Origin of the sequence: Paraburkholderia sp. HC6.4b (assembly GCF_014200875.1) — a bacterium.
GTDB lineage: Bacteria > Pseudomonadota > Gammaproteobacteria > Burkholderiales > Burkholderiaceae > Paraburkholderia > Paraburkholderia tuberum.
This window is the reverse complement of sequence record NZ_JACHDC010000009.1, coordinates 94395-113248: the sequence shown is the minus strand read 5'-3', so window position 1 is coordinate 113248 and position 18854 is coordinate 94395. Positions and strand designations below refer to the sequence as shown.

The 18854-nt window shown below is 59.1% G+C and carries 25 protein-coding genes; 2 read left to right on the top strand and 23 right to left on the bottom strand.

From position 1 onward, the window contains the following. Positions 1 to 20: 20 nt before the first annotated feature. Positions 21 to 2270 carry a hypothetical protein gene (locus HDG34_RS15585; RefSeq protein WP_184061145.1) on the bottom strand — a complete coding sequence of 750 codons (2250 nt, stop codon included), beginning with the start codon at positions 2268 to 2270 and terminating at the stop codon, positions 21 to 23. A gap of 87 nt (positions 2271 to 2357) precedes the next feature. On the opposite strand from HDG34_RS15585, the gene HDG34_RS15580 reads away from it, so the two are divergent. Then, positions 2358 to 3611 (top strand): hypothetical protein, encoded by a 1254-nt coding sequence (locus HDG34_RS15580; RefSeq protein ID WP_184061144.1) that lies wholly within the window; start codon positions 2358 to 2360, stop codon positions 3609 to 3611. Positions 3612 to 3629: 18 nt separating this feature from the next. Here the strand turns inward: HDG34_RS15580 and HDG34_RS15575 are convergent, their stop codons facing one another. The 16 genes from HDG34_RS15575 to HDG34_RS15500 all read right to left on the bottom strand — a co-directional run bounded on the left by HDG34_RS15575 (position 3630) and on the right by HDG34_RS15500 (position 13439). Further along, positions 3630 to 4025, bottom strand: coding sequence for a hypothetical protein (locus tag HDG34_RS15575; protein WP_184061143.1), 396 nt, complete (start codon positions 4023 to 4025; stop codon positions 3630 to 3632). A gap of 49 nt (positions 4026 to 4074) precedes the next feature. Next, complete coding sequence (locus tag HDG34_RS15570; RefSeq protein WP_184061142.1) at positions 4075 to 4344, bottom strand: hypothetical protein; 270 nt, start codon at positions 4342 to 4344, stop codon at positions 4075 to 4077. Between the two features lie 74 nt (positions 4345 to 4418). Further along, positions 4419 to 4793, bottom strand: a complete 375-nt coding sequence (locus HDG34_RS15565; protein WP_184061141.1) for a hypothetical protein — start codon at positions 4791 to 4793, stop codon at positions 4419 to 4421. A 20-nt stretch (positions 4794 to 4813) separates the two neighbouring features. Continuing rightward, positions 4814 to 5113, bottom strand: coding sequence for a hypothetical protein (locus HDG34_RS15560; protein ID WP_184061140.1), 300 nt, complete (start codon positions 5111 to 5113; stop codon positions 4814 to 4816). Positions 5114 to 5142: 29 nt separating this feature from the next. Beyond that, entirely contained in the window at positions 5143 to 5358 is a 216-nt protein-coding gene (locus tag HDG34_RS15555; RefSeq protein ID WP_184061306.1) for a hypothetical protein, read from the bottom strand. Beyond that, positions 5355 to 5774 (bottom strand): hypothetical protein, encoded by a 420-nt coding sequence (locus tag HDG34_RS15550; protein ID WP_184061139.1) that lies wholly within the window; start codon positions 5772 to 5774, stop codon positions 5355 to 5357. Before HDG34_RS15550 ends, HDG34_RS15555 begins: the two co-directional genes overlap by 4 nt. Beyond that, positions 5749 to 6072, bottom strand: coding sequence for a hypothetical protein (locus HDG34_RS15545; protein ID WP_184061138.1), 324 nt, complete (start codon positions 6070 to 6072; stop codon positions 5749 to 5751). The genes HDG34_RS15550 and HDG34_RS15545 overlap by 26 nt, the downstream gene beginning before the upstream one ends. Continuing rightward, entirely contained in the window at positions 6069 to 7274 is a 1206-nt protein-coding gene (locus HDG34_RS15540) for a methyltransferase (RefSeq protein WP_184061137.1), read from the bottom strand. Before HDG34_RS15540 ends, HDG34_RS15545 begins: the two co-directional genes overlap by 4 nt. Then, positions 7271 to 7696 carry a hypothetical protein gene (locus tag HDG34_RS15535; RefSeq protein WP_184061136.1) on the bottom strand — a complete coding sequence of 142 codons (426 nt, stop codon included), beginning with the start codon at positions 7694 to 7696 and terminating at the stop codon, positions 7271 to 7273. The genes HDG34_RS15540 and HDG34_RS15535 overlap by 4 nt, the downstream gene beginning before the upstream one ends. A 252-nt stretch (positions 7697 to 7948) precedes the next feature. Then, on the bottom strand, positions 7949 to 8419 hold the full coding sequence (locus HDG34_RS15530; RefSeq protein ID WP_184061135.1) for a hypothetical protein: 471 nt from the start codon (positions 8417 to 8419) through the stop codon (positions 7949 to 7951). Positions 8420 to 8428: 9 nt separating this feature from the next. After that, entirely contained in the window at positions 8429 to 9271 is an 843-nt protein-coding gene (locus tag HDG34_RS15525) for a hypothetical protein (protein WP_184061134.1), read from the bottom strand. An 11-nt stretch (positions 9272 to 9282) separates the two neighbouring features. Continuing rightward, positions 9283 to 11805 (bottom strand): hypothetical protein, encoded by a 2523-nt coding sequence (locus tag HDG34_RS15520; protein ID WP_184061133.1) that lies wholly within the window; start codon positions 11803 to 11805, stop codon positions 9283 to 9285. Positions 11806 to 12113: 308 nt separating this feature from the next. Continuing rightward, on the bottom strand, positions 12114 to 12383 hold the full coding sequence (locus HDG34_RS15515; protein WP_184061132.1) for a hypothetical protein: 270 nt from the start codon (positions 12381 to 12383) through the stop codon (positions 12114 to 12116). 22 nt (positions 12384 to 12405) lie between these two features. Beyond that, the gene (locus tag HDG34_RS15510) at positions 12406 to 12819 is read right to left on the bottom strand and encodes a hypothetical protein (RefSeq protein ID WP_184061131.1); all 414 of its coding nucleotides are present in this window, start codon (positions 12817 to 12819) and stop codon (positions 12406 to 12408) included. Then, the gene (locus tag HDG34_RS15505; RefSeq protein ID WP_184061130.1) at positions 12816 to 13064 is read right to left on the bottom strand and encodes a hypothetical protein; all 249 of its coding nucleotides are present in this window, start codon (positions 13062 to 13064) and stop codon (positions 12816 to 12818) included. The genes HDG34_RS15510 and HDG34_RS15505 overlap by 4 nt, the downstream gene beginning before the upstream one ends. Before the next feature lie 3 nt (positions 13065 to 13067). Beyond that, positions 13068 to 13439, bottom strand: a complete 372-nt coding sequence (locus HDG34_RS15500; protein WP_184061129.1) for a hypothetical protein — start codon at positions 13437 to 13439, stop codon at positions 13068 to 13070. Between the two features lie 93 nt (positions 13440 to 13532). Here HDG34_RS15500 and HDG34_RS15495 point away from each other — a divergent pair, with 93 nt between their 5' ends. Next, positions 13533 to 14447, top strand: a complete 915-nt coding sequence (locus tag HDG34_RS15495) for a hypothetical protein (protein WP_184061128.1) — start codon at positions 13533 to 13535, stop codon at positions 14445 to 14447. A 20-nt stretch (positions 14448 to 14467) separates the two neighbouring features. Here the strand turns inward: HDG34_RS15495 and HDG34_RS15490 are convergent, their stop codons facing one another. The 6 genes from HDG34_RS15490 to HDG34_RS15465 all read right to left on the bottom strand — a co-directional run bounded on the left by HDG34_RS15490 (position 14468) and on the right by HDG34_RS15465 (position 18852). Next, the gene (locus tag HDG34_RS15490) at positions 14468 to 15301 is read right to left on the bottom strand and encodes a hypothetical protein (protein ID WP_184061127.1); all 834 of its coding nucleotides are present in this window, start codon (positions 15299 to 15301) and stop codon (positions 14468 to 14470) included. A 165-nt stretch (positions 15302 to 15466) separates the two neighbouring features. Beyond that, positions 15467 to 16351, bottom strand: a complete 885-nt coding sequence (locus HDG34_RS15485) for an N-6 DNA methylase (protein ID WP_184061126.1) — start codon at positions 16349 to 16351, stop codon at positions 15467 to 15469. 116 nt (positions 16352 to 16467) lie between these two features. Further along, positions 16468 to 17193, bottom strand: a complete 726-nt coding sequence (locus tag HDG34_RS15480; RefSeq protein WP_184061125.1) for a metallophosphoesterase — start codon at positions 17191 to 17193, stop codon at positions 16468 to 16470. Continuing rightward, positions 17190 to 17972, bottom strand: a complete 783-nt coding sequence (locus HDG34_RS15475; protein WP_184061124.1) for a hypothetical protein — start codon at positions 17970 to 17972, stop codon at positions 17190 to 17192. Before HDG34_RS15475 ends, HDG34_RS15480 begins: the two co-directional genes overlap by 4 nt. 26 nt (positions 17973 to 17998) lie before the next feature. Further along, positions 17999 to 18490 carry a hypothetical protein gene (locus HDG34_RS15470; RefSeq protein WP_184061123.1) on the bottom strand — a complete coding sequence of 164 codons (492 nt, stop codon included), beginning with the start codon at positions 18488 to 18490 and terminating at the stop codon, positions 17999 to 18001. Beyond that, entirely contained in the window at positions 18487 to 18852 is a 366-nt protein-coding gene (locus HDG34_RS15465) for a hypothetical protein (RefSeq protein WP_184061122.1), read from the bottom strand. Before HDG34_RS15465 ends, HDG34_RS15470 begins: the two co-directional genes overlap by 4 nt. Between the last annotated feature and the right edge of the window lie 2 nt (positions 18853 to 18854).

Below are 18854 nucleotides of genomic sequence, written 5' to 3'. Positions count from 1 at the left end.
GCCCCGTGCCGCAGGCGAAGTTACGCAGCGGAGCTGAGCGAGCTGGAGAAGGTTTCAAACGCGAAGTACAACTGGCTTACGAGGTCGGCCATCTGCGACACGGTCGCAAACGCGTCTGCCGCCCAGTACGTAATGCCGGAGGGCTCGGCGCTAACCTGAACAACGTTGCCGGCAAGCTGGGTGGTGTTTTCGGACAGCGAAGTCACGGACATCTGGTTGGTCTCGCCCGGCGTTTTCATCCACGTGGTGAGCACGGGTGCTCCCGGTGTCGTGGTGCTGTCGACGGTGAAGCCGAACGACACCGTGTCCATGTTCACGCCGTTCAGGCTCACCACGCTCAGCAGCGCATTGCCGGGTTGTCCGCTCGCCCTGACCGAAATGCGTACAAGCCAGACTCCACTGCCGGTGTCCGTGGTCGCATCGCCTCCCGTGACAATCCACTGCACATCGGGAAACACGGTCTGCGTTTGCGCCGGACCCGGCATCGCGACCTGCCCCAGTGGCGTCCAGACATTGGCAACGTTGTCGGTGTTGGCCGCAATGGTCTCCTGAGCTGCGACCACCGCGCTGACAGCGTTCACCGCTGTCTGGATCAGCACGTTGGACGTCATGCCGTTCAGTTCTGCGGAATTAGCGGCTGTGCCCTGAAGAATCGCGCTGGCGAGCTGGGCCTGCGTCAACCCGTATGCGAGTTCACTGTTCGCCGCGGTGCCCGAGAGAATGCTCGCACTGAGCTCCGAGACCGACATGCCACCGAGCTGGTTGGCATTGGCAGCGGTTCCCGACAGGATCGCCGCCGTCAGGGCGTCCTGGGTGAGGCCATACGCCAGATTGGCGTTTGCGACGGTCGCGTGCGCGATATAGTCCTGCCAGTCGGCTGGCGACATGCCGCCGAACGTGGATGCATCGTCCGACATGCCGCTCGTGATGTAGTTGATCAGGTCCTGCGGTGTCATGCCCCCGACCATCGTCGCGTTCGAGGCCGTGCCTTCCAGAATGGAAGCCGCGAGTTCACTGAGCGTCAGGCCGTACGCCAGTGTGCTGTCGGCCGCCGTAGCGGTGAGGGGGAGGTAGCCCTGCAGGAGATTGTTGACGTCACCCACGGTGACCGCGCCAACCTGTGCCGCGGTGACCTGGTGAGGATTGCTGTAGTCGGTGATGTGGCTGTTCAGTTGCCCCATGGCACCCGTCTGGGCAATGGCGGCCGCGGTCGCCGCAGGTGTCATGTAGAGATCGTTGCTGGTGCCGGCCACTGCATCTGCTGCACTCGCCGTTAACAGGTTGCGTACATTACTTAGGCCCACCTGGGCGGCGCTCACCTGGTGCGGATTGCCAAAGTCAAGCAGGTGCTGGTTGATCGTGATGCCAACCGTCCCGTTGATCGCCGCGGCCGTGGTGGACGGCGTCATGTAGAGCGTGTTCGAGGTGCCACTTACCCCATCGGCTGGCGCTGCGACGCCATAGTTCCTGACGTTGCCTAAGCCCACCTGGGCAGCGCTCACCTGGTGCGGGTTGTTGAAGTTGCTTGCGTGAATCAGGAAGGGGCCCAGAACCTGTGTCTGGATCGCCGCAGCGGTCGTCGCCGGGGTCATGTAAAGCGTGGTTGACGTGCCGGCGGCCGCATCACTGTTGGCCGCAACGCCATAGTTCTGGACGTTCCCGAGCCCGACCTGCGCAGCCGTGACCACGTGCGGATTGTCGTGATCGGCTTTGTGAGCGGCCAGACCAGCACCGCCTGTCTCCTGCAGTGTATTCTGGATGTCGGCCAGCGCCTGAACGACGGCGTCCATCCCGACCATGTCATAGACGTCCCACGTATGGGCCTCGGGCGGGAAGGCGTAGGGTGTGCCGCTGATCTCTTCCCACGAGGTCACGCGCGCGTTGTTCATCGCGCTTGCAAGTATCCCGGCAATCGTGGCAGCGTCGAGCACCCAGATTCCGCCGATTGTCTGGTACCGCAACTGCACCACCCCGGACAGGGCGGTGTTGATGAAGCTGATGGAGCCGTGCACCCGCATGGCGCACGAACGGCTCGCGGAAATGAACCAGTGCGTGCAGAAGTAGTCCGTCCCCTCCTTGAGCGTCGTGATCTGTCCGCTCGTATCCCTGAACTGGATCTGGAGTGTGTCGGCAAAATAGGGGGCGGCCGCCGGGATGATCAGGTGCTGGTCGCGAAAATTCTGGGCAACCAGTACCTGCTGCTCTCCGGTGATGAGGTTCGAGGCGAGCGAACCTGTTGGATCGAACGGGTACGAGGGCATGGTAGACATACGGTTCGTACTCCTGAAAACGCGTCGCTCATCGTATGGCTGTGCGAAGGACCATAGGATGATGAGCGACCTTTTCCGGAGAAAACGATGTATGCCCTGGTATCTGCGATCGGTAAATCACTGGGCGGTGGACAGGACTGGTGCGCCATCGATCTCGGGGACATGACCTTTTCAACGGTCGTCCAGACCTTCTCGACGGTCTGCGCGGTGCTGACCAATCCCTTTCTCGGCAACCCTGTCAGCCTGAATCTCAACGATATTGCTGGCACCATCACCGACCAGCAGCAGACCTTCAACCAGTATCTGGCTGCCCTTGGTGACATGGCGCTACCGACATCCGATACCATCCCCACGCTCGACACCCGGTATGCGCGGTATCAGGACGCATTTCAGGCGGGCTATGCAATCGAGCCGATCAGCCCCGTTGCGTCGTTGTCCAGTCCGCTACCGACAGCGGAGAAGACGGATCTGTTTCTCACGCGCGCCCGAACGTCCTACAGCTCGTTTTTCCAGAGCTGCATGGTGACTGTAAACGGATTCTTCCACCTGATCGACAGCGACGGCCAGAACGGTATATGGGTGACGGACGGAATGAAATCCGTTACTCATGCCAAAAAAAATAAAGTCGGAATTCTGGATTTTCAGGACCTGGGGACGCTCACCTATGTCCCGATCACGCGTGAGATGCTCTTCAAGCAGATCGACGAGCAGAACCTGGGCAATCACACGTACCTGAATCTCGGGAGAGATCTGACGGGCTACACCGTGATGGCGGTGATCGGGGGATATCTCCACGTGCTCGATCCGAAGACCGTGACGCTGGTGGGCGCCGACACGATCATGATCGACTTCAACAACCTGCCGCTCTTCGACCGCTGGTACGAATCGAAGCGTTTCATCGACCTTTCTGCAATGCCGCTAACATCGTGGCCGGATAACCCGCACGCGTTCACGGTCACGGAAATGATCTCCGATGCCTTTATCGGGGCCTATCTCACGCTCAGTCAGTCCTTCATCGTGCTCATCGACAACACCGAACTCTGGACCGAGTTTCTGGGCGTCGAGGCGCCACGCTGGCCCCATGCCTATATTAGCTATGTGCAACCTGTCTGGCCACTCGTGACGGGTTGCGGAAAAATTGCGGAATACTGGCCTGTCCCGGAAGACAGGCAGTGGTCGCTAAGGGTGGAGGACAACTTCAGGAACAACCCCATATACAGGACCGTCGACGCGAAGGTTGAGACGGGTCTTTCCGATAGCCGCAATCCCATCCACGCGACGGGCCTGAGTCCCGCATACTTTCTTCAGATCGGCTGTGATGTCAATCTTTCAGGTGGCTGACCAGGCCGCAGTATATGGCTAGTCCGATGCGGGATCAGGTCTCGTGAACACCGCAGAACTGCCGAGCAGGCACACGAACTCGTAGGGAAATTCGCCATTAGACGATGACCTGGGCGGGAAGATCTGCTTGTCGCGAAGCTCCTTTACCATCGTGAAACCCAGCCCCAGGGCAGCGTCGAAGTACGTGCCTATCTCGTCCGAAGGAATGTCAATATTTGCTGAGATACTTTCCATGATAGCGTTGTCGACTTCATCTTCGGCATGGTCGGCCGTGGTGATGCAACTCGACAACCAGCTGAGCATCGAATTGGGATCGGTGTCGACAAGGCTATCGAGGCACTTGAGTTCGCGCCTGTAATCCTTGATGGCCGTTCCCAGATCCACGATGACCGTGTTGGGGTAATGGACCGTCATGACCGCCTTTCCCGTTCGCTTTTCCGTGCCGATGCGGTGGTATTTGTCGTCATTCGTTAATCCTCAGACGCAAGTGCGCAACACCGATCACGGTTTGAATGGTCTTGGGGTCGTGGTCCACCACATCGCGACCTTTCCGGTTCGTTCGGTAGCGTATTGGCTGGTCGTTGTAAATCCAGGCGGATTCGCCTCGAAGTTTCGCCACAACAACCTTCTTTCCAATGTACCCCGAAAACGCCTGATGCCAGACTGAAACGATAGTACAGCGTGCATTGACGTACAGCGGGTTGCCGTCCACGTCGAGAGATTCAGAATCCATCTGTTATCCTAATTGATGTCAACGCGTTGATCCACGGCTGAGTCTTGTAGATCGGGTGTGATTCGGCCTGCCAGCTAGGCAGTCCGCCTGAAAACAGCGGACCTGCCAAGCAGGCCGGAGTACGTGTAGTGGAATTGACCGTCGCTGCGCGAGAATATGCCGCATTCTTCCAGCTTCCTCACCATCGACAGGCCGAGCCCGAAGGCAGCGTCAGAAAACTTTTCGAGCGCGTCCGGTGGCGTGTCGTCGTCATCGCACACGGCGTCAATAACAGCGTTCTGGATCTCGTCTTCGGCCCATTCGCGGGTAGTCACGTAGCACGCCAGCCAACTCACCATCGCACCTGGGTCAGTGTCGAGCACACCGGTCAAATGTTTGACGTCGCGCTCGTATTCGTCAATGGCTGAGCGCAGGTCCAGGATCACCGTGTCCGGTTGACTCGGCGTCATGTCCGATCTCCCATGAGAGGTTATGCCTGTTGTCGTGTCCTGAGTTCAGCCTTGCGCGTAGCGCTTCCTACCTCGCAGGCTTTCTCGAGCGCTTCATAGACATCGGGCTTCCGGTCGAGCTCCCCGACGTTGCACAGGAACGCCATGTGGTGGACGAAGAACCGGATCGCAGGGTCATCACGGATTTCCTGGGAGCCAGGATTCTCGGTATGGCACTGGTTGATCGCCCGCACCAGCGAGCGCGCGATGCCGCTCAGATTGGACGCGCCCTGCAGGGCGTTGAGTGCCTCGCTGTGCCGGTTCAGCGCAGCCTGGTTCATATCGTTGAGGTTGATCGTGTTTCCAGATGTCATTTTGCGGGTAGGGTGGGAAGATGATCGAGCCACGTCTCGAAGCGTTGCCACAGGGACGGGCGGCGTTTGATGTTGATCGCGAGTTCTTCGCGCGTCAGACCTTCTTTTACCAGGTCGAGGAACAGCAGATTGATTTCACCAGCCGCGCGTACGGCATCGTAGTAGAGTGCAGACTGGGGTCGGGCAGAGTGTGTGCTTGAACTGGACGTCACGTCTCGCAGCTTTCGACATAGGGATGGGCGACGCAGGCATAGCAATCGTCCATCGTTACGGTTTGGGCCTGCTCGTAGAGCCCCTTTGCGGCCTCGATAAAATTGTCTGCTTCTTCGCCCTGAAGAAAGACGTTTTCGCCGATGGCAACGGTTGGCATGCTTTCGTTGACGTCAATTGTCACGTTCCGGACACGCCAGGCGCTGGTGCGGATGATTTCATCGAACCGCGGAGTCTTCCGCCTTACGTGATGACTGATTTTCGCTTTCGCAGTTTTACGACTGCTGCAGGTGGCGATGGTGACCCCCGGGCCTTCGGCATCACGAAGCATCACCTCGATCCGCTCCTTACCGTCCTCGTGCACGCCCTGGATGTGGTGGCCCCGATACTCTTCACTCCAGATGGGCTTGTTTCTCATCTTCTCTTTCCCGGGCTGGCTCCACGATCTTCACCTGAAAGATCTCCGGCCAATCTGCCACGGGTACAGACGTGCACGCGAGAAACCAGATTCCGGAGATGTTTTGCACGCAGAGATGGTATTTCCCTCCGTAGCCATCATTCGCGACGGCTACAATCGTTTCATATCCCATGCGGGGCATCGGGTACAGGCCGCAGAGTTTCCTGGCGCTGCCGGCTGAAATTCGGCGCATGTAGTCACGCCCGTAACTCCAATGGTTCCCACTTTCAGGAAGTCCTGTCTGTCTGATCTCAATCATTCAAAATTTTTCTCTTCGGTAGGTGGCTGAGTTTCGATAGCACATTCATCAAGTTCACGTTTTAGGGATCCAACTGCGGCAGTAAAGAGGTTGGCTCTCCAGTTGCGACCGCTGTAAAGTGACATACCTATTGCGCTTCGGCGCGGGCGGCCAGCGCCCAGTGAAAAGCTCCGCCATTTTGGTGACACTGACACGGCACAGCGCCGATGCGGGCTGGTGATGATGACGACGTCGCCATCACCGTAAGGCTCGGCATCCCAGCCATCGGGCAGTTCAACCGGAAGACGCACGTGGTCGCCAGACGGTATGTCAGGCTTTCGGGTCCCATCGGGGGGGCGCGGCGCTTGCCCTTGACGCCGCGTTCCCGCTATGCGGGGGCGGGTACCTGCTTCCGCTCCTGCCGCGTGCGCTTCCCGGCCGTCATGTTCAGCGGCAACGCGGCGTTTGCCGGAAGGGGAACGGATTTCGGCAGGGATGGTCACGATCACAGTTCCCACCAGCGTGCCACTCGTTGCGAAGGCGCCATCTGGAACAGCCTCGAATTCACCGCCCCGTCGTGCAACAAGCTCACGGAATTCGCTCGCGAGTCGATCCTGCCGGAACGTGACGCTCTTCGACATGACGGAGACGAGACGTCCGCGCGGTGCAAGAAAAAGCAGCGCATGCCTGACATGATGAATATCGGCCCGTTTGCCGAAAGGTGGATTCATGACAATCCGGTCATAGACGCGCTTCGGTTTGACACCGAGAAAGTCTCCTTGCACGATGTTGCAGTTCCTGAGGCCGAGTGAGCGCAGTGCAGCCACATTCTCCGGCAGCAGTTCGTGGCAATCGACGCGTGCGGCATGCGCGAGTGCACGGGCGATGTTTCCCCGCCCGGCACTGGGTTCCAGCACGACGTGATTCGCACGCACATCCGCGAGTTTGATCAGGCGCTGAACGACCTCCTCAGGGGTCGGGAAGTAACCAAAGTCCTGGGGGATGGTGATTTCGCCGGACAGAATGATCTGCTCGATGGCATCTGCGGCATCACCGTCAAAAAGATGGGCTTTCGCCTTCCGATTCCACCTGCCGCCGGCGGCTTCGAGCACCTTGTTGGTGCGTACATAGAGGTTTCGCCCGAGCTCATGAGGCAATGCGAGCGAGGTGTTCTGCGTAGATGCCGCTCCCAGGACTTCCAGGACGTCCTGGCTGACTTTCATGCGGCTTGCCCGGCAAGCTTGCGCATTTCGGGTGAGACACAGAAATACAGCCGCCGCCTGTATGGATACGACTCGATGCTCCAGCGTCGCCATTCGGCGCGAATGCGCTCGCTGATGCGGCGACCGGATTCGCCCAGTTCGGGGCGGTCCCAGAAACCTGCGCCGTGTCCTGCACAGGTGAGGTAGAGGTCGTGGCCGAATGCTGCGGCGGGAGTGCCCGCATCGGGATGTAAGCCGTAACCATCCTTGGCCATGACCTGTGCGCATTCCGACGGCCAGGCTTGCGCAAACTCCTCGACAAAGACGCGGGCAATGGCATCGGTTTCCGGAGCACTTTTGATTTTCCTTCCTTCCGGGCCGTCCGCCCAGATAGCTGCAATGACAAAGTGCCGTGCAGCCGTTTCGATTTCCTGTGTGTTCATGAAGTTTGCCGTGAGAACCCTCCGGAGTTCAGATCATCAGCGTGTTTTGGGGCATCGGTCAGCGAGCCGTAACCGAGGAAATAGACACGCAACACGCAGTCGAGGACAGTGGGTTCCTCGCTGTCCTCTCCATCGCACGTCGTCGCCACGTACGATTTGCGACGGTCCCGGACAACTGGATTTATCCAGAATGAGGTCGAACTCCGGAGTAATGTTTGTATTGGACAGGACAGGGTTGAGCGTCGGGGATGCTCAGAGGGCCCGACCAGTCGCTGCGTGAATGTTCCTCGAACCAATGCAGGGCTGGGTGGTTCCCGAGAGTCGCTGGATCTGCCACAGATGCGTGGAGTTGGGCATGTCCTGTAGCAACTGCTCATACTGCGTTACGCGCTCTTCCGTGAAGAGCCCGACAATCGAGCCGGAGGAGGGAAGGCGAACCAGTGCCCTCACCCCCGCACGTCGGAGCATGAATTCAGCCAGCGCGGGGAGGCAGTCGCGATGCAGCATGATGCTGCCTACGCTCGGCTTTCCGTTCACCAGACTGTTCCAGGGGCCTGTGAGTACCGTATTGACGGGAAGCGAGAGATAGTCGAGGATGCCCAGTCGGCCATCCTCATTGACGTCGCAGAGTATGCGCATCATGTAGCTACAGGCCTCGCCAGTGAGCGCCTTGATACCGAAATGTTCGAGGTGCGCCCATGTGTTGACTGCTAGTGATTCCAATTGGATTCCTTACTGTTTATCGAAGACTGCGCTAATGTGATCGTGATCGCCGATCAGATCATGCGAGCGGTTTGTAGCCGTGTCGCAGCTGAAAGTCTGGTTGAAGCAACTGGCCAGACGTTCCCGCTTTCCTTCATCGAGGCCGACGGAGGGCATCGGCATGAAGCTTGCGAATTCTTCCTTGCCGTAGTTCAGGGTCGAAGCACGTATATCGGCGCGCTGCAACCCTTCGACGAGGATTGCCCATCCCAGATCGGCCCGGTTGAGCAGAAACTGCGTTGCATGAGTCGTGTGTTCCGTATAGAAGCCGCTTGGCCAGTTCTTCAGATGCGCCTGTCTCGCAAGGCGCACATCCTGCTGATAGTGTTTCAGGCCGGCTACGCCGATGCCGAGCGGACCTGTGCCACCGGCCAGCGTTTGCGCGTTAAAGATGTTTCGGAAGAACTCGACACTCGCCTGGTTCCCCGTTGACGGCTCTGTAACAGGCGTCGGTGCGGGCGCGTGATGGGTCGCATCGATGTCGGATTGCTCGACGGTGTCGACCAGGTGCAGCAGATGAGACTGGTCGTGGTTGATCAGCTCTTCCTTGAGTACCTCCTTTGCCGTGGCGAGGGCCTGCGCCGTTGTGGGTCGGAGCCGCGGTGCGCTGACTGCCGTCGTTGCGGCCACCACAGGGAGAAGATCTTCCTGCGAGTCCTCCGGTATGGCGTGCCGGGCAGGCAGCATGTCTCGCGTTTGCCCGGTGAGCCCCTCGTTTTGCAGCCGCAGGGCCAGTTGCAGGAGTTCTCGCTGGGCACGGGTATGGTGCTGGCCGATCGACGCGAGGGCCTCGGCGATTTCATCACGGGTCATGGCATGTCCGTTCAGGTCATGGTGACGTGCGTGTTGTAGACTTTCGGTACGGCGATGTTGCGCGCATCCAGCACACACGTCTGGACATTGCTGAATGCACCGTAGGTCGCGGCGTAGTGGGAAATCAGGAAAAGCTGGCTGAAGGGCCACGTCTCCATGATGTGCCTGATGGTGTTGATCGCATTGCTGCGATGCCCGGCGTCGAAGGTGGCGCCCCACTCGTCAAGCAGCAGGGGGCCGTCGTCGAGATGAAGGCATTTCAGGCCGACAACCCGGAACGCCAGATCGATGATTTCCAGCATCCCGTCGCTGCCGTCGCTCACATCCTCCTTGATGTCGCCTTCGGAGCCCACCCGCAGGGGAAACCTGTAGTCAAGGCCGGCGCCTTTTTCCGTCGTCGTTCCGCACGGAACGACTTCGAGCGGATAAACCCAGACCCGGCTGATGAGCTGGTTCATCTGGCGGGTGAAGATGCGGATGAAGCCCAGTAGTCCCTGCGCGATCAGGCCATCGGTTGGAGAGAGTTCACGCATGGCAGCTGCAAGCGCTTCTTCCTCCAGGGAGCGCCGCAGGATCGTCTGCTCGAGGTTGGCGACAATCGCCTTCTGCTGGTTAAGGTTCGCAAGGATTTCCTCCTTGCGCGAGAGCGTGCTCTGGACGTGGCGGATACACGCATGGATGCTCGCGCGCCAGAGCATCTCGACCTGTTCATGGGTGAGATTTTCGAATTCCCGGCACGCTGCGTCGATGCGTGCGGACAGTGCGATCGCATCGGCGAGCTTCCTGCGATACTGGACGAACTCCCCAAGGCATCGGCGTGCTGCTGCCAGCGCCCTGGTGAGTGCCTCGATGGTGCGCTCCGACTCGCGCAGTTTCTGCGACGTCTCGCCCAGCGTCGCGTCCCCGAGGCGCTCCGACTGGACGAGCAGTTCCTTCACCTTGCCGATCTCGGCGTCCTGTTCAGCCGCCTTGACCTCCAGCCTGAGATCCTCCCCGAGCAGCGCGAGCATGCCAATGACCTTCGCGGGCGCCACCTTCAGGGCGTTTGTCTGCGCGAGATGATCCCAGAACGGTTCAAGCGCGCTCGCCATGCGCGTGATCTGGATGATCTCGCGGTAAAGGTCGCCGTAGGCCTGAATAGTGGCCACCGACTGTTCGGCCTTGGTCACCTCCTTTTCCAGGCTGGCGAGCGTCTCTACGCTCGCGGCGATTTCCTTTTCCAACTGCTGCAACGTTTCCGCACCCACGCCCTGAGTGAAGACATGACGGCACTTCGGGCAGGTGACGCTACCATGGGCACGGTGCTGCTCGGCGTGCTGCTTCCTTGCCTGCAGTTGCGCCAGTTGCCGGTTGCCGCGCGTACCCGCTTCCTTGAGCTTGAGCAGTTGCTCACGCCGATCCTTCAGCCGGATGGAACTGAAGAGGCCTTCCTCGTTGGCGGGCATCTCAGCGAGCTTTTCCGAAAGCGTCTCTGCAATCGACTGGAAAGATTGCATGGCAGCCGCGGCGTCGAATCCTTCGAGCCCGAGGCGCCGCGCCTTGAGTAACTGCTGGCGTTGCTCCTGCGCACGCCTGATGCGCGAGCGCAGGGTGTTCAGATCGTCGGTTCCTCGTCGTCGGAGAATTTCGACTGTTTCCCTGATCTTTTCGTGTTCGGTCACGCACCGGGTGAGCACGGCCTCCTGTCCTGTGATGCTGCTGCGGATCGCTTCAATGTGGCGGTCGACACCATCGGTGCCTTCAAAGGTGAGCTTTTTCGGGGGCGTGCCATCTGCGCCAACTGGATCAACGGGGGCCTGTACGCGCATCGCAAGCAGTTGCCGGCTCATTGCATGAAGCTCACGTTCGCGCTCGCGGCGCCCGGCATCGATTTCCCCGACTGATCGCTCGAGCGGCGCGCGCAGTTCGATGAGACGCGTGAGCTCCTTATGCAGGTCTCTGACTTCGGCATCGAGTCTGGCCTGTTCCTCCTGTGTGATGACCTTTGCCTGTTCGAGTACGAGTTGCCGGCGATCGAGCTTGAGCGCACCCGAGACGTTGCGCCACTCTTCCTTCAGGCGGTTGTAGACGGTGATCGCGTAGTCATAGTTGACGTCCGAGAGCATGGTGAACCATTCGCGGCGGCGCGTTGGTCCCATCGAGGTGAACCGTTCAGCGCCGAGCGCGAGTGCGTGCGTCTCGGGCGTGACACCAAACGCCTGCCTGACCAGTTCCTTTTGTACCGTTGCAGTGCCGCCGGGGTTCAGCTCCTTGCCACCGTCCTTGCGGAAACTGTGAGGCTGCTTGAGGGAAAAATCGCTTTTCAGGACATAGTGATGCCCTTGATCCAGGATATGGATTTCCTTGGATCCGTCCTTGCTATAGTCCGCAGGGCTTCCAGGCAGGGGGGTGAGTTCGTGCAGCAGGGAAGATTTGCCTGAACCGTTGGTGCCGAGGATCAGCTGGACGGCTTCGGTGGGCTGGATGGTGAAGCTCTGGATCTGGTTCAGGCCGAAACGTTTATAGCCCTTCAGGATCAGCGCGGTGTAGCGCATCGTGATCTGCCTGTGCTTGAACCATCAGGCGCATGACGTAATGGGCGCAGCCTTCGCTGGCATCGGTCTTTCCCCTTGCTGCGAATCCTCGTGCCATCACAAGGGCCTGCGCCGGCGAAAACTGGGCCGCCGCGCACAGGGAGAATGCACGCGCATGCGCATCAGGTTGGGTGTGAATGTGTGCCTGACTCATTTTTTCGCTTTGATGGCTTGTGATCCACCATTGACGGCCACTCTTTTGAAGGCCTGAAGGTAAATGCGTACGGCGTCCAGGTCGACAAATTCATTGGCATCCCACTGGTTCACGATCAGTCCGGCATGTCGCGTTCGATCGCAGTGACGTCGGCGGTCTCCGCTGTCACCACGTGGCAGTGCAGAGGTATGTGCCGGCTGTCATGATGGCCGCCAAAGGTACGATAGGCCTTCACCCGTCCGTCACGGGACACGGATGTTACGCGCCCCAGTGTCCAGAATGTGCGGCTCCGGGCTCCTTCCTTGACATGGACGTGCGACGCGGTTGTCTGCGTCACGATCAGGTCACCGCGCTTTGCCCTGACGCTTTCTTGTGTCATTTTCATTTCCTATCCCTGGTACCACGCCTCAAATGCGCTGCCTATCGATTGTCTTCATAAATGGAAGCAGGTAGCTGTTAAGTGCATCCAGGTCCTCGAATTCGTTGGCCTTTGCGTTCTTCGCCAGGCGTGCGACCATGTCGCCTTCGACCGCGTGCATGTCGATGCGGTGGGCGCCAACACCGCCGCATCGCGCGGGCACTTCCTTGTCGATGAAGTGCTGACCGAATCGGCGCCAGGCCGAAACCGTACCATTATCGTCAGCATGCGTCACACGTCCCAGCGTCCAGAACAGACGCGTCGTTTCCCCTTGCTCTTCCGTGTACACGACCTCGCCCATGACAATGGCTACCAGGTCACCTCGCCGGGATGGCTTGGTCGGCTTGCTCATGAACGGCGTCTGCGTGCCTTGCTCATGTCGTGTCGTCGGCTTTTCCATCATTTTGCCGCGTCCATTGTTGCTGGCTTCCAGCTTTCGTCGGGAAACTCGTCCTGCATGACGTCCATGACCTCATCGGTCAGGTCGGGGCGATGCGTCGCGATCCAGGTGGCGAGATCGCCACGTGTAACGCCGTCGATATTGTCAAAGCAGACAGAACTGATCACGCGATGCACGTCGACCCTGCGCAGTTCGCCGAGCGAGTCGGCGGAGATCCTGATATACGGATCGAGGTTTTTCCTGTTCATCAATCAAACTCCGTTATTCGTTGTTTCCAGCATGAACGTTGTTGCGTACTCGTACGCATGATCGGGTATCGGGAATTCATTCGCGCCGCTGTGCTGCCCAACACGATTCGTCATGTCGCCTTCGATGGCTGGCATGTCGACCAGTGTGGCGGAAAGCAGCTGATAGTTCTCTGGCACATCCCGACAGACATAGTGCGTGCCAAAAATGCGGAAGGCGCTGACGATGCCGTCCTGTGCGACGCCTGTGACGCGGCCGAGTGACCAGAAGCACGCCAGCAGTGTGCCTTCTTCAGCGACAAGCATGGGCCTCGTTCTCATCATCAGGATCAGGTCACCACGCTGCGCCACCGGGTTCTTGTTTTCGCTACTCTTCATATGTTCACTTCCTGTTAACGGCTTGCCAATCAGAGAATGATCGTATGCAGTACTTTTTATTGTTCCATTTGCAAACTATCGCAAGGGGAGATCATGGCCAACCCCTCGCCATCCCATCTTCAACCTGTTTCGATTGGTATCGTTGCGGAAAACAAGCTGCCTTCGAGTAACCTGATCGAGGTCACACCGATCGAGAAATTGCCGTTCGTTGATGGCGAACTGACCCAGACCGGGACGACGCTCTCGGCGTCTGGCACGGACGTGAACGGTGCGGCATACAACACCCAGGTGGCTTCCTCTACCACGATCAAGGCTGAATGGTTACGGGAAGGAGAATCCAACCGGGTGAGCGCACCTGACGTCAGGCGTGGCGCCCGTGTCAAGCTGTACCAGTTTGCGGATTCGGACAGGTATTACTGGACGGTGTGCGGCGACGATTCGAGCCTGCGCAAACTCGAGACCGTGACGCACGCATGGAGTGGAACGCAGGACGAGTCGGCGAATCTCGACCCGTCGAACAGCTACTTCTTTCAGGTTTCAACGCATACGGGCCTTGTGACGCTGACGACTTCCAAGGCAAACGGGGAAGCCCACGCCTATGGAATCCAGCTCAACACCAAGGAAGGCTATCTGCGTATCCAGGACGATATAGGCAACTACCTTGTGCTCGATTCAACGCAAAACCTCTTCGAGATCGGCAATGGCGACCAGTCGCTGCTTCAGATGATGCAGTCGAAGCTGAGCATCCTGACGCAGGACGAAATCGACATCAGGACGAAGAGTCTCAACATTCAGGCCAATACCACCCATACCGGTACCCTCACCGAGAACGGTGTGCTGCAACTCAACGGCGACATGACTACAGCACCCGGTGCGCAGGGTGGCGGCACCGGGCAGGTGAGCATCGCAGCCAACGTCAATGTCAAGGGTAACGCCCAGATCACGGGCAATACGACCACCCAGAAGTTGACGTCAGTTGAGGACATCGACGCGCCGAACGTCAATTGATGGTCTACGACTGCTCCCGATTACCACAGAGCCGGACCGGTGGCTTCTGCGATCTGGTAAGCAGCCCAATCCCAGTAGCCACTTACCGTCTCCTGATTGGCCACGGCTTCGCGCCACATCACGCGGGTAATAGCCGGATGCTCGCCGTCGCCTCCAGGGTTGTAAATGGCGTCCAGAGCCTCGCCAGACAGTCCGGTTTCCTGGACCATCAGATCTATCTGTTCAATCGTGAATCCGGTTGTGCTCGCCAGGACGTCCCGAGCCAATATTGCTGGCTCAGTCGGCGCAGGTGATCCAGTAGGGAGACGAAACGCTGGTTCGCCAGCGGGCTCGAAAGATGCAATGTAATCGCGGATGGAGGACAGGGCGTTTGCGTGCAGTAGCGGTCGGAGCCACTGAATGGCCTGATCGGTTGCGTACCCGACGCGGGCGCGGTTCTGCTCCCTCAAGCTTTCGCCGATGAATAGTGGAACAATCATGGACTCGCTTTCGGCGGTGTCGTAATCGACCAGTTCGAGATAGCCGTGGCCATCGACAAGGCGGCCAAGGCTGTCGACATTCGCCTGAATGCCACTGCTGAGGCGGCCATCCGCCGTGTCTTGGAACTCCAGGGAGAGTTTAAGCTGATGATAGTCGGGTAGATATTCAATCGCACCACTGGCCAGTTCGTGATCGAACCTCATGCCGTTGGCGTTGAGCAGGGGAGCGAGCGCTCGCGCGATGGTATCTTCGGAGGTGCCAGGTTTGATGTTGAGAGAGCCATGAAGACAGCATTGATGACCAGACATGTGGTAGTCCTGATTAAATAGATTGGCGTTGAAAAGACGGCATTCGGTGTGGAAAGCGCCGCGCATAAAAAATGACTGAAGGCCAGTCAGTTCAGGAGGGAGCCACCGGAGACGGGGCGAATTTTTGAACGATGGGGATACGTGCCTTGAGGAAATAAGGCGGTTTCGTTGTCGCGAAGGAAAGGCGCCCCGGAGTCCTCTCGGGCGAAGAGCATAGGTGCGTTTCCTGGGTTAGTTTGGCGTTGGTACCAGTTTGCCGGGATCGAGATTCATGGCTGAAGGCGTTTTTACCAGGCGTGGCTCAGCGGCGGGCTGGAGCAGCTTTGCGGCTTGCTGGTCGGCCTGTTTTTCGCTTTCTCGCCGCTTTTGCAATCTGGCGTTCCAGCCCAGGAAGATATGTGTTGGCGTGTACCACGTATCCCATGTCTGCAAGGTTAGCGAGTCTCCCTGAACGATGATGGCCGGAATCCCACGCAGTGACAGTTGCAGATAGGTCATGTGAACGCAGAGACGATCCTTGTCGACACACGTCGCGTGAAACTGCGTTGGATAGTTGAACCCCAGGTTGTGAAAGGTTTCGGCAAGGGCGACGACCATACCGCCGGCCCCACAGGCCGGTTCCAGGACAGTAATGAAACCGTGTTCACGGATCTGGTCCCGTACCTCGTCTTCGTTGCGTAAGGTCATGAGCGCCATAAGACTCTGAACACCGCCGGGCGTAAAGAATTGCCCCAGGCGGTCATTGCCTACGTCCAGCATGCTGAAAATCTTGCCCAGTACATCGCCGTCGCGGTCGATGGCGGAATGCCCAAGACCGGGGGAACCGAATTCGTCAGTGCGTTCCCGATAACACAGCAGGAGCTCGACGAACATGTGCGCGAATTTTGTGGCCTCGTCGGAGGTATAGCCTTTTACTATCTCCATATAGCGCTTCTCGCGCCTGTCGCGCTGGGCGAAATCGAAACGGTTGCTCAGCGCGATGGCACTCGTCTCGATGAAGTCGGTAAAGACCGAGTAAGGGTTGTGCCTCGCAAAGAGCCCCCGCATGAGTTCCACGATATTGTGCTGATGCGGGTTGACCTTGATCGAAAACTGGTTTTTGTCTCGGCGGCCCATGGGCGGATCTCCGGAAGGGAAAATAAAGGAGGACGCCGCAGGGGCGTCCTCAATGACTGTTCCCAACGGTGATATATATCCGAGAGCCGTTTTATTGTCGTGAGCCGTGACCGGTGTTACGCGTGCCAGTTGGGTTCGCTGGCAGCGGGATAGACTGGTGTCAGGCTCGCGAGGTCGAGCAGCGTGAAGTGACCACCTTCGAATACCGCCCCGGTATCGATGTAATGGACGTTGCCCAGCGTGCCATGGCGCGAGACGGGGGTATGTCCGACCACAACAGCGTGGATATCGCGCACGCAAGAGGGATCGAGCGCCAGGATGCGCGCCCGGGCCCATATGGCCAGCTGCGCGAGATGTTCACGCTCCTCAGCAGGAACCTTCGCGCTGCCCAGACGCGTCACGAAGTCCCGCCATGAAGGTACGGGGCAATCGGCGTGTACGATACCGACCATTCCCGCTTCGGTCTCTACCTCGATGGCAACAGGTAAGCGGTCAAGGGCATCCGAGAAGCGTTGCTGAAGTTCGGGGACGTTCTCAATGTTCCATCCTCCGCTGTTGGAGAGGTAGGTAGCGGCATCGACAGTGCCTCGCGGCCAGCGGATGGTGTAGTCGTCATGGTTGCCGCGCACCGGATGAAACCACGGATAATTGAGCCATTCGAGTACGCGGTCCGATTCCGGCCCCCTGTCAACAAGATCTCCCGTGCAAAAGAGACGGTCTGCGTCACGATCGAACCCGACGACATCCAGCACGCGGGAGAGGGCAGAAAACATGCCATGGATGTCACCTGCAACGAGGTCCCGTCCCTTCGTGTTCCTGGCGAAGTGTTCGTGGAAGATCATGATGCGTGCGCTCCGGGTTGACGGGAATCCGGTTGATGGCTGGGGAGGGTGGCGCGGGCGTAGGGGTTCCTGATGAGAAAGCAGCGCTCGTAGATCTCATCGATCCGCGCCTCTTCTTCGGGCGTCTGGCCACCCCTCTGGTTGACAATCCACTCTTCCGCTTCGAAGGGAAAAGGCCACGAATCGATTTCGGTGGTGGCAAGGGGAGAAATGCGCTGCCGGACTTCGAGATCGATCTTGACCCAGGGGTGCCAGGCAGGGCGACGCGGGATCGCGCCCGGCGCGCCGGATGCCTCAGGGGGCGACCGGTGGAAGAAATCCACCTCCCACTTGAGGCCATGCCCCATGCTTTCAGGAAGCGCGCCTTCAGCAACGGGATAGGTGTACCGGTCCTTGAGCATGCCGCTTTCGGCCAGGACCCTGAATTGCCGGAAGTTATCCCCGGTCGTTCCGATCGGCACTTCCGAGTTCGTGCCGTCCTTCAGCTTCACCTTGGTGGTGAGGACGTATTGGGCTGCCTTGCCACGTTCATCGGGCCAGGTCGTACGACGGATGCGGATAGTGCCCCGGCCGCCGTTCGCGTCGCTCTGGGGAACCTTGATTTCCCACTGTTCGTGCCGCTCGGCGGACGTGAAACCTGACGGGGGCGCTACAGTCGGAAGGGAGCCTGTCGCCTCTGGCTGGACCTCGGGCAGTCTTGCGTAGAAGACGTATTCGATTTCGTGGAAGTTCGCGCCCGATGCATCTTCTTCGAGCGCCAGTTTCAGCAGGCTGGACATGACGCGCTCCTGGCGGGAGTCGGACCTTAATCGATACCCCACAGCGTCTTGACGGCGTCCTTCATCAGGTTGAGCATTTCCCGAGACACCGCGCCCGGTGTCACGATGCCGAAGTGAACGAGGGTGGCGTAGATGGCGGCCGCGATGGTCAGCACGATGAAGACTGCGAGAACGACCGCGAGCAGATAGATCTGTGTCTGCAGGTTTGCGACGTCCACAGACAGGGTTGTCGCGGATCCGGACGGGCTGCCCTCATGGGCATGACGTTTGCCCGCGACATAGCGGGCCATAAGGACCATGGCCTGCGAGGGCTCAAGCTGGCCAATCGCGTCCTTCAGCTCGGCGCCGGTCGACTCCTGGCTGAGCGCCGGCAGTTGCCTGCGTGTCGCGGCGAGCGTCTGGTAGGCGACCAGCAGGTCACGCAGGGCGTGCGGTGCTCCTTCGTAGCTATGCAGGGGTACCGGGTCTTCGACATCTGACAGCACGACCCTGATGGTCTGCGCGATCTCTTCTTTCATTGTGGAGCTCCGCCACCGGGTGCGTCAGTGCCGGTTGGCGCGGCGGCGGCATTTGCCTTGTCCACGGCCGCTTTCGTCTGGGCCCACCAGGTGCGCAGATTTTTTTTGTCGATATTGCAGTTGGCGAGATTGGTCGTCTGGGCGATATACACCTGTGAGAGCAGGTCTTCCTTTCCCTCCCAGTCGCTCGAGAGATATTGCGTGCGATCTGGCGGCGGCGCTACCGGGCAATCGGCAAGGAGAATGGCGGGGATCTCGGGAAGGATCGTCTGGTAGTGGTTGACGACCGCCGGGGTAGTCGAGCAGCCTGCAACACACAAGGCGGTCAAGCCTGTTGCGGCGAGCGCGTTAAATCGTTTCATCG

Excerpts from the sequence above, each read along its gene's own strand:
- HDG34_RS15550 (WP_184061139.1), bottom strand. The coding sequence starts at position 5,774 with ATGAGAAACAAGCCCATCTGGAGTGAAGAGTATCGGGGCCACCACATC.
- HDG34_RS15475 (WP_184061124.1), bottom strand. The coding sequence starts at position 17,972 with ATGTCCAGCCTGCTGAAACTGGCGCTCGAAGAAGATGCATCGGGCGCG.
- HDG34_RS15525 (WP_184061134.1), bottom strand. The coding sequence starts at position 9,271 with ATGACCCGTGATGAAATCGCCGAGGCCCTCGCGTCGATCGGCCAGCAC.
- HDG34_RS15485 (WP_184061126.1), bottom strand. The coding sequence starts at position 16,351 with ATGGGCCGCCGAGACAAAAACCAGTTTTCGATCAAGGTCAACCCGCAT.
- HDG34_RS15560 (WP_184061140.1), bottom strand. The coding sequence starts at position 5,113 with ATGAACCAGGCTGCGCTGAACCGGCACAGCGAGGCACTCAACGCCCTG.
- HDG34_RS15575 (WP_184061143.1), bottom strand. The coding sequence starts at position 4,025 with ATGACGGTCCATTACCCCAACACGGTCATCGTGGATCTGGGAACGGCC.
- HDG34_RS15480 (WP_184061125.1), bottom strand. The coding sequence starts at position 17,193 with ATGATCTTCCACGAACACTTCGCCAGGAACACGAAGGGACGGGACCTC.
- HDG34_RS15505 (WP_184061130.1), bottom strand. The coding sequence starts at position 13,064 with ATGAACAGGAAAAACCTCGATCCGTATATCAGGATCTCCGCCGACTCG.
- HDG34_RS15535 (WP_184061136.1), bottom strand. The coding sequence starts at position 7,696 with ATGAACACACAGGAAATCGAAACGGCTGCACGGCACTTTGTCATTGCA.
- HDG34_RS15470 (WP_184061123.1), bottom strand. The coding sequence starts at position 18,490 with ATGAAAGAAGAGATCGCGCAGACCATCAGGGTCGTGCTGTCAGATGTC.
- HDG34_RS15495 (WP_184061128.1), top strand. The coding sequence starts at position 13,533 with ATGGCCAACCCCTCGCCATCCCATCTTCAACCTGTTTCGATTGGTATC.
- HDG34_RS15540 (WP_184061137.1), bottom strand. The coding sequence starts at position 7,274 with ATGAAAGTCAGCCAGGACGTCCTGGAAGTCCTGGGAGCGGCATCTACG.
- HDG34_RS15490 (WP_184061127.1), bottom strand. The coding sequence starts at position 15,301 with ATGCGCGGCGCTTTCCACACCGAATGCCGTCTTTTCAACGCCAATCTA.
- HDG34_RS15585 (WP_184061145.1), bottom strand. The coding sequence starts at position 2,270 with ATGTCTACCATGCCCTCGTACCCGTTCGATCCAACAGGTTCGCTCGCC.
- HDG34_RS15565 (WP_184061141.1), bottom strand. The coding sequence starts at position 4,793 with ATGACGCCGAGTCAACCGGACACGGTGATCCTGGACCTGCGCTCAGCC.
- HDG34_RS15570 (WP_184061142.1), bottom strand. The coding sequence starts at position 4,344 with ATGGATTCTGAATCTCTCGACGTGGACGGCAACCCGCTGTACGTCAAT.
- HDG34_RS15465 (WP_184061122.1), bottom strand. The coding sequence starts at position 18,852 with ATGAAACGATTTAACGCGCTCGCCGCAACAGGCTTGACCGCCTTGTGT.
- HDG34_RS15515 (WP_184061132.1), bottom strand. The coding sequence starts at position 12,383 with ATGAAAATGACACAAGAAAGCGTCAGGGCAAAGCGCGGTGACCTGATC.
- HDG34_RS15520 (WP_184061133.1), bottom strand. The coding sequence starts at position 11,805 with ATGCGCTACACCGCGCTGATCCTGAAGGGCTATAAACGTTTCGGCCTG.
- HDG34_RS15545 (WP_184061138.1), bottom strand. The coding sequence starts at position 6,072 with ATGATTGAGATCAGACAGACAGGACTTCCTGAAAGTGGGAACCATTGG.
- HDG34_RS15580 (WP_184061144.1), top strand. The coding sequence starts at position 2,358 with ATGTATGCCCTGGTATCTGCGATCGGTAAATCACTGGGCGGTGGACAG.
- HDG34_RS15510 (WP_184061131.1), bottom strand. The coding sequence starts at position 12,819 with ATGATGGAAAAGCCGACGACACGACATGAGCAAGGCACGCAGACGCCG.
- HDG34_RS15500 (WP_184061129.1), bottom strand. The coding sequence starts at position 13,439 with ATGAAGAGTAGCGAAAACAAGAACCCGGTGGCGCAGCGTGGTGACCTG.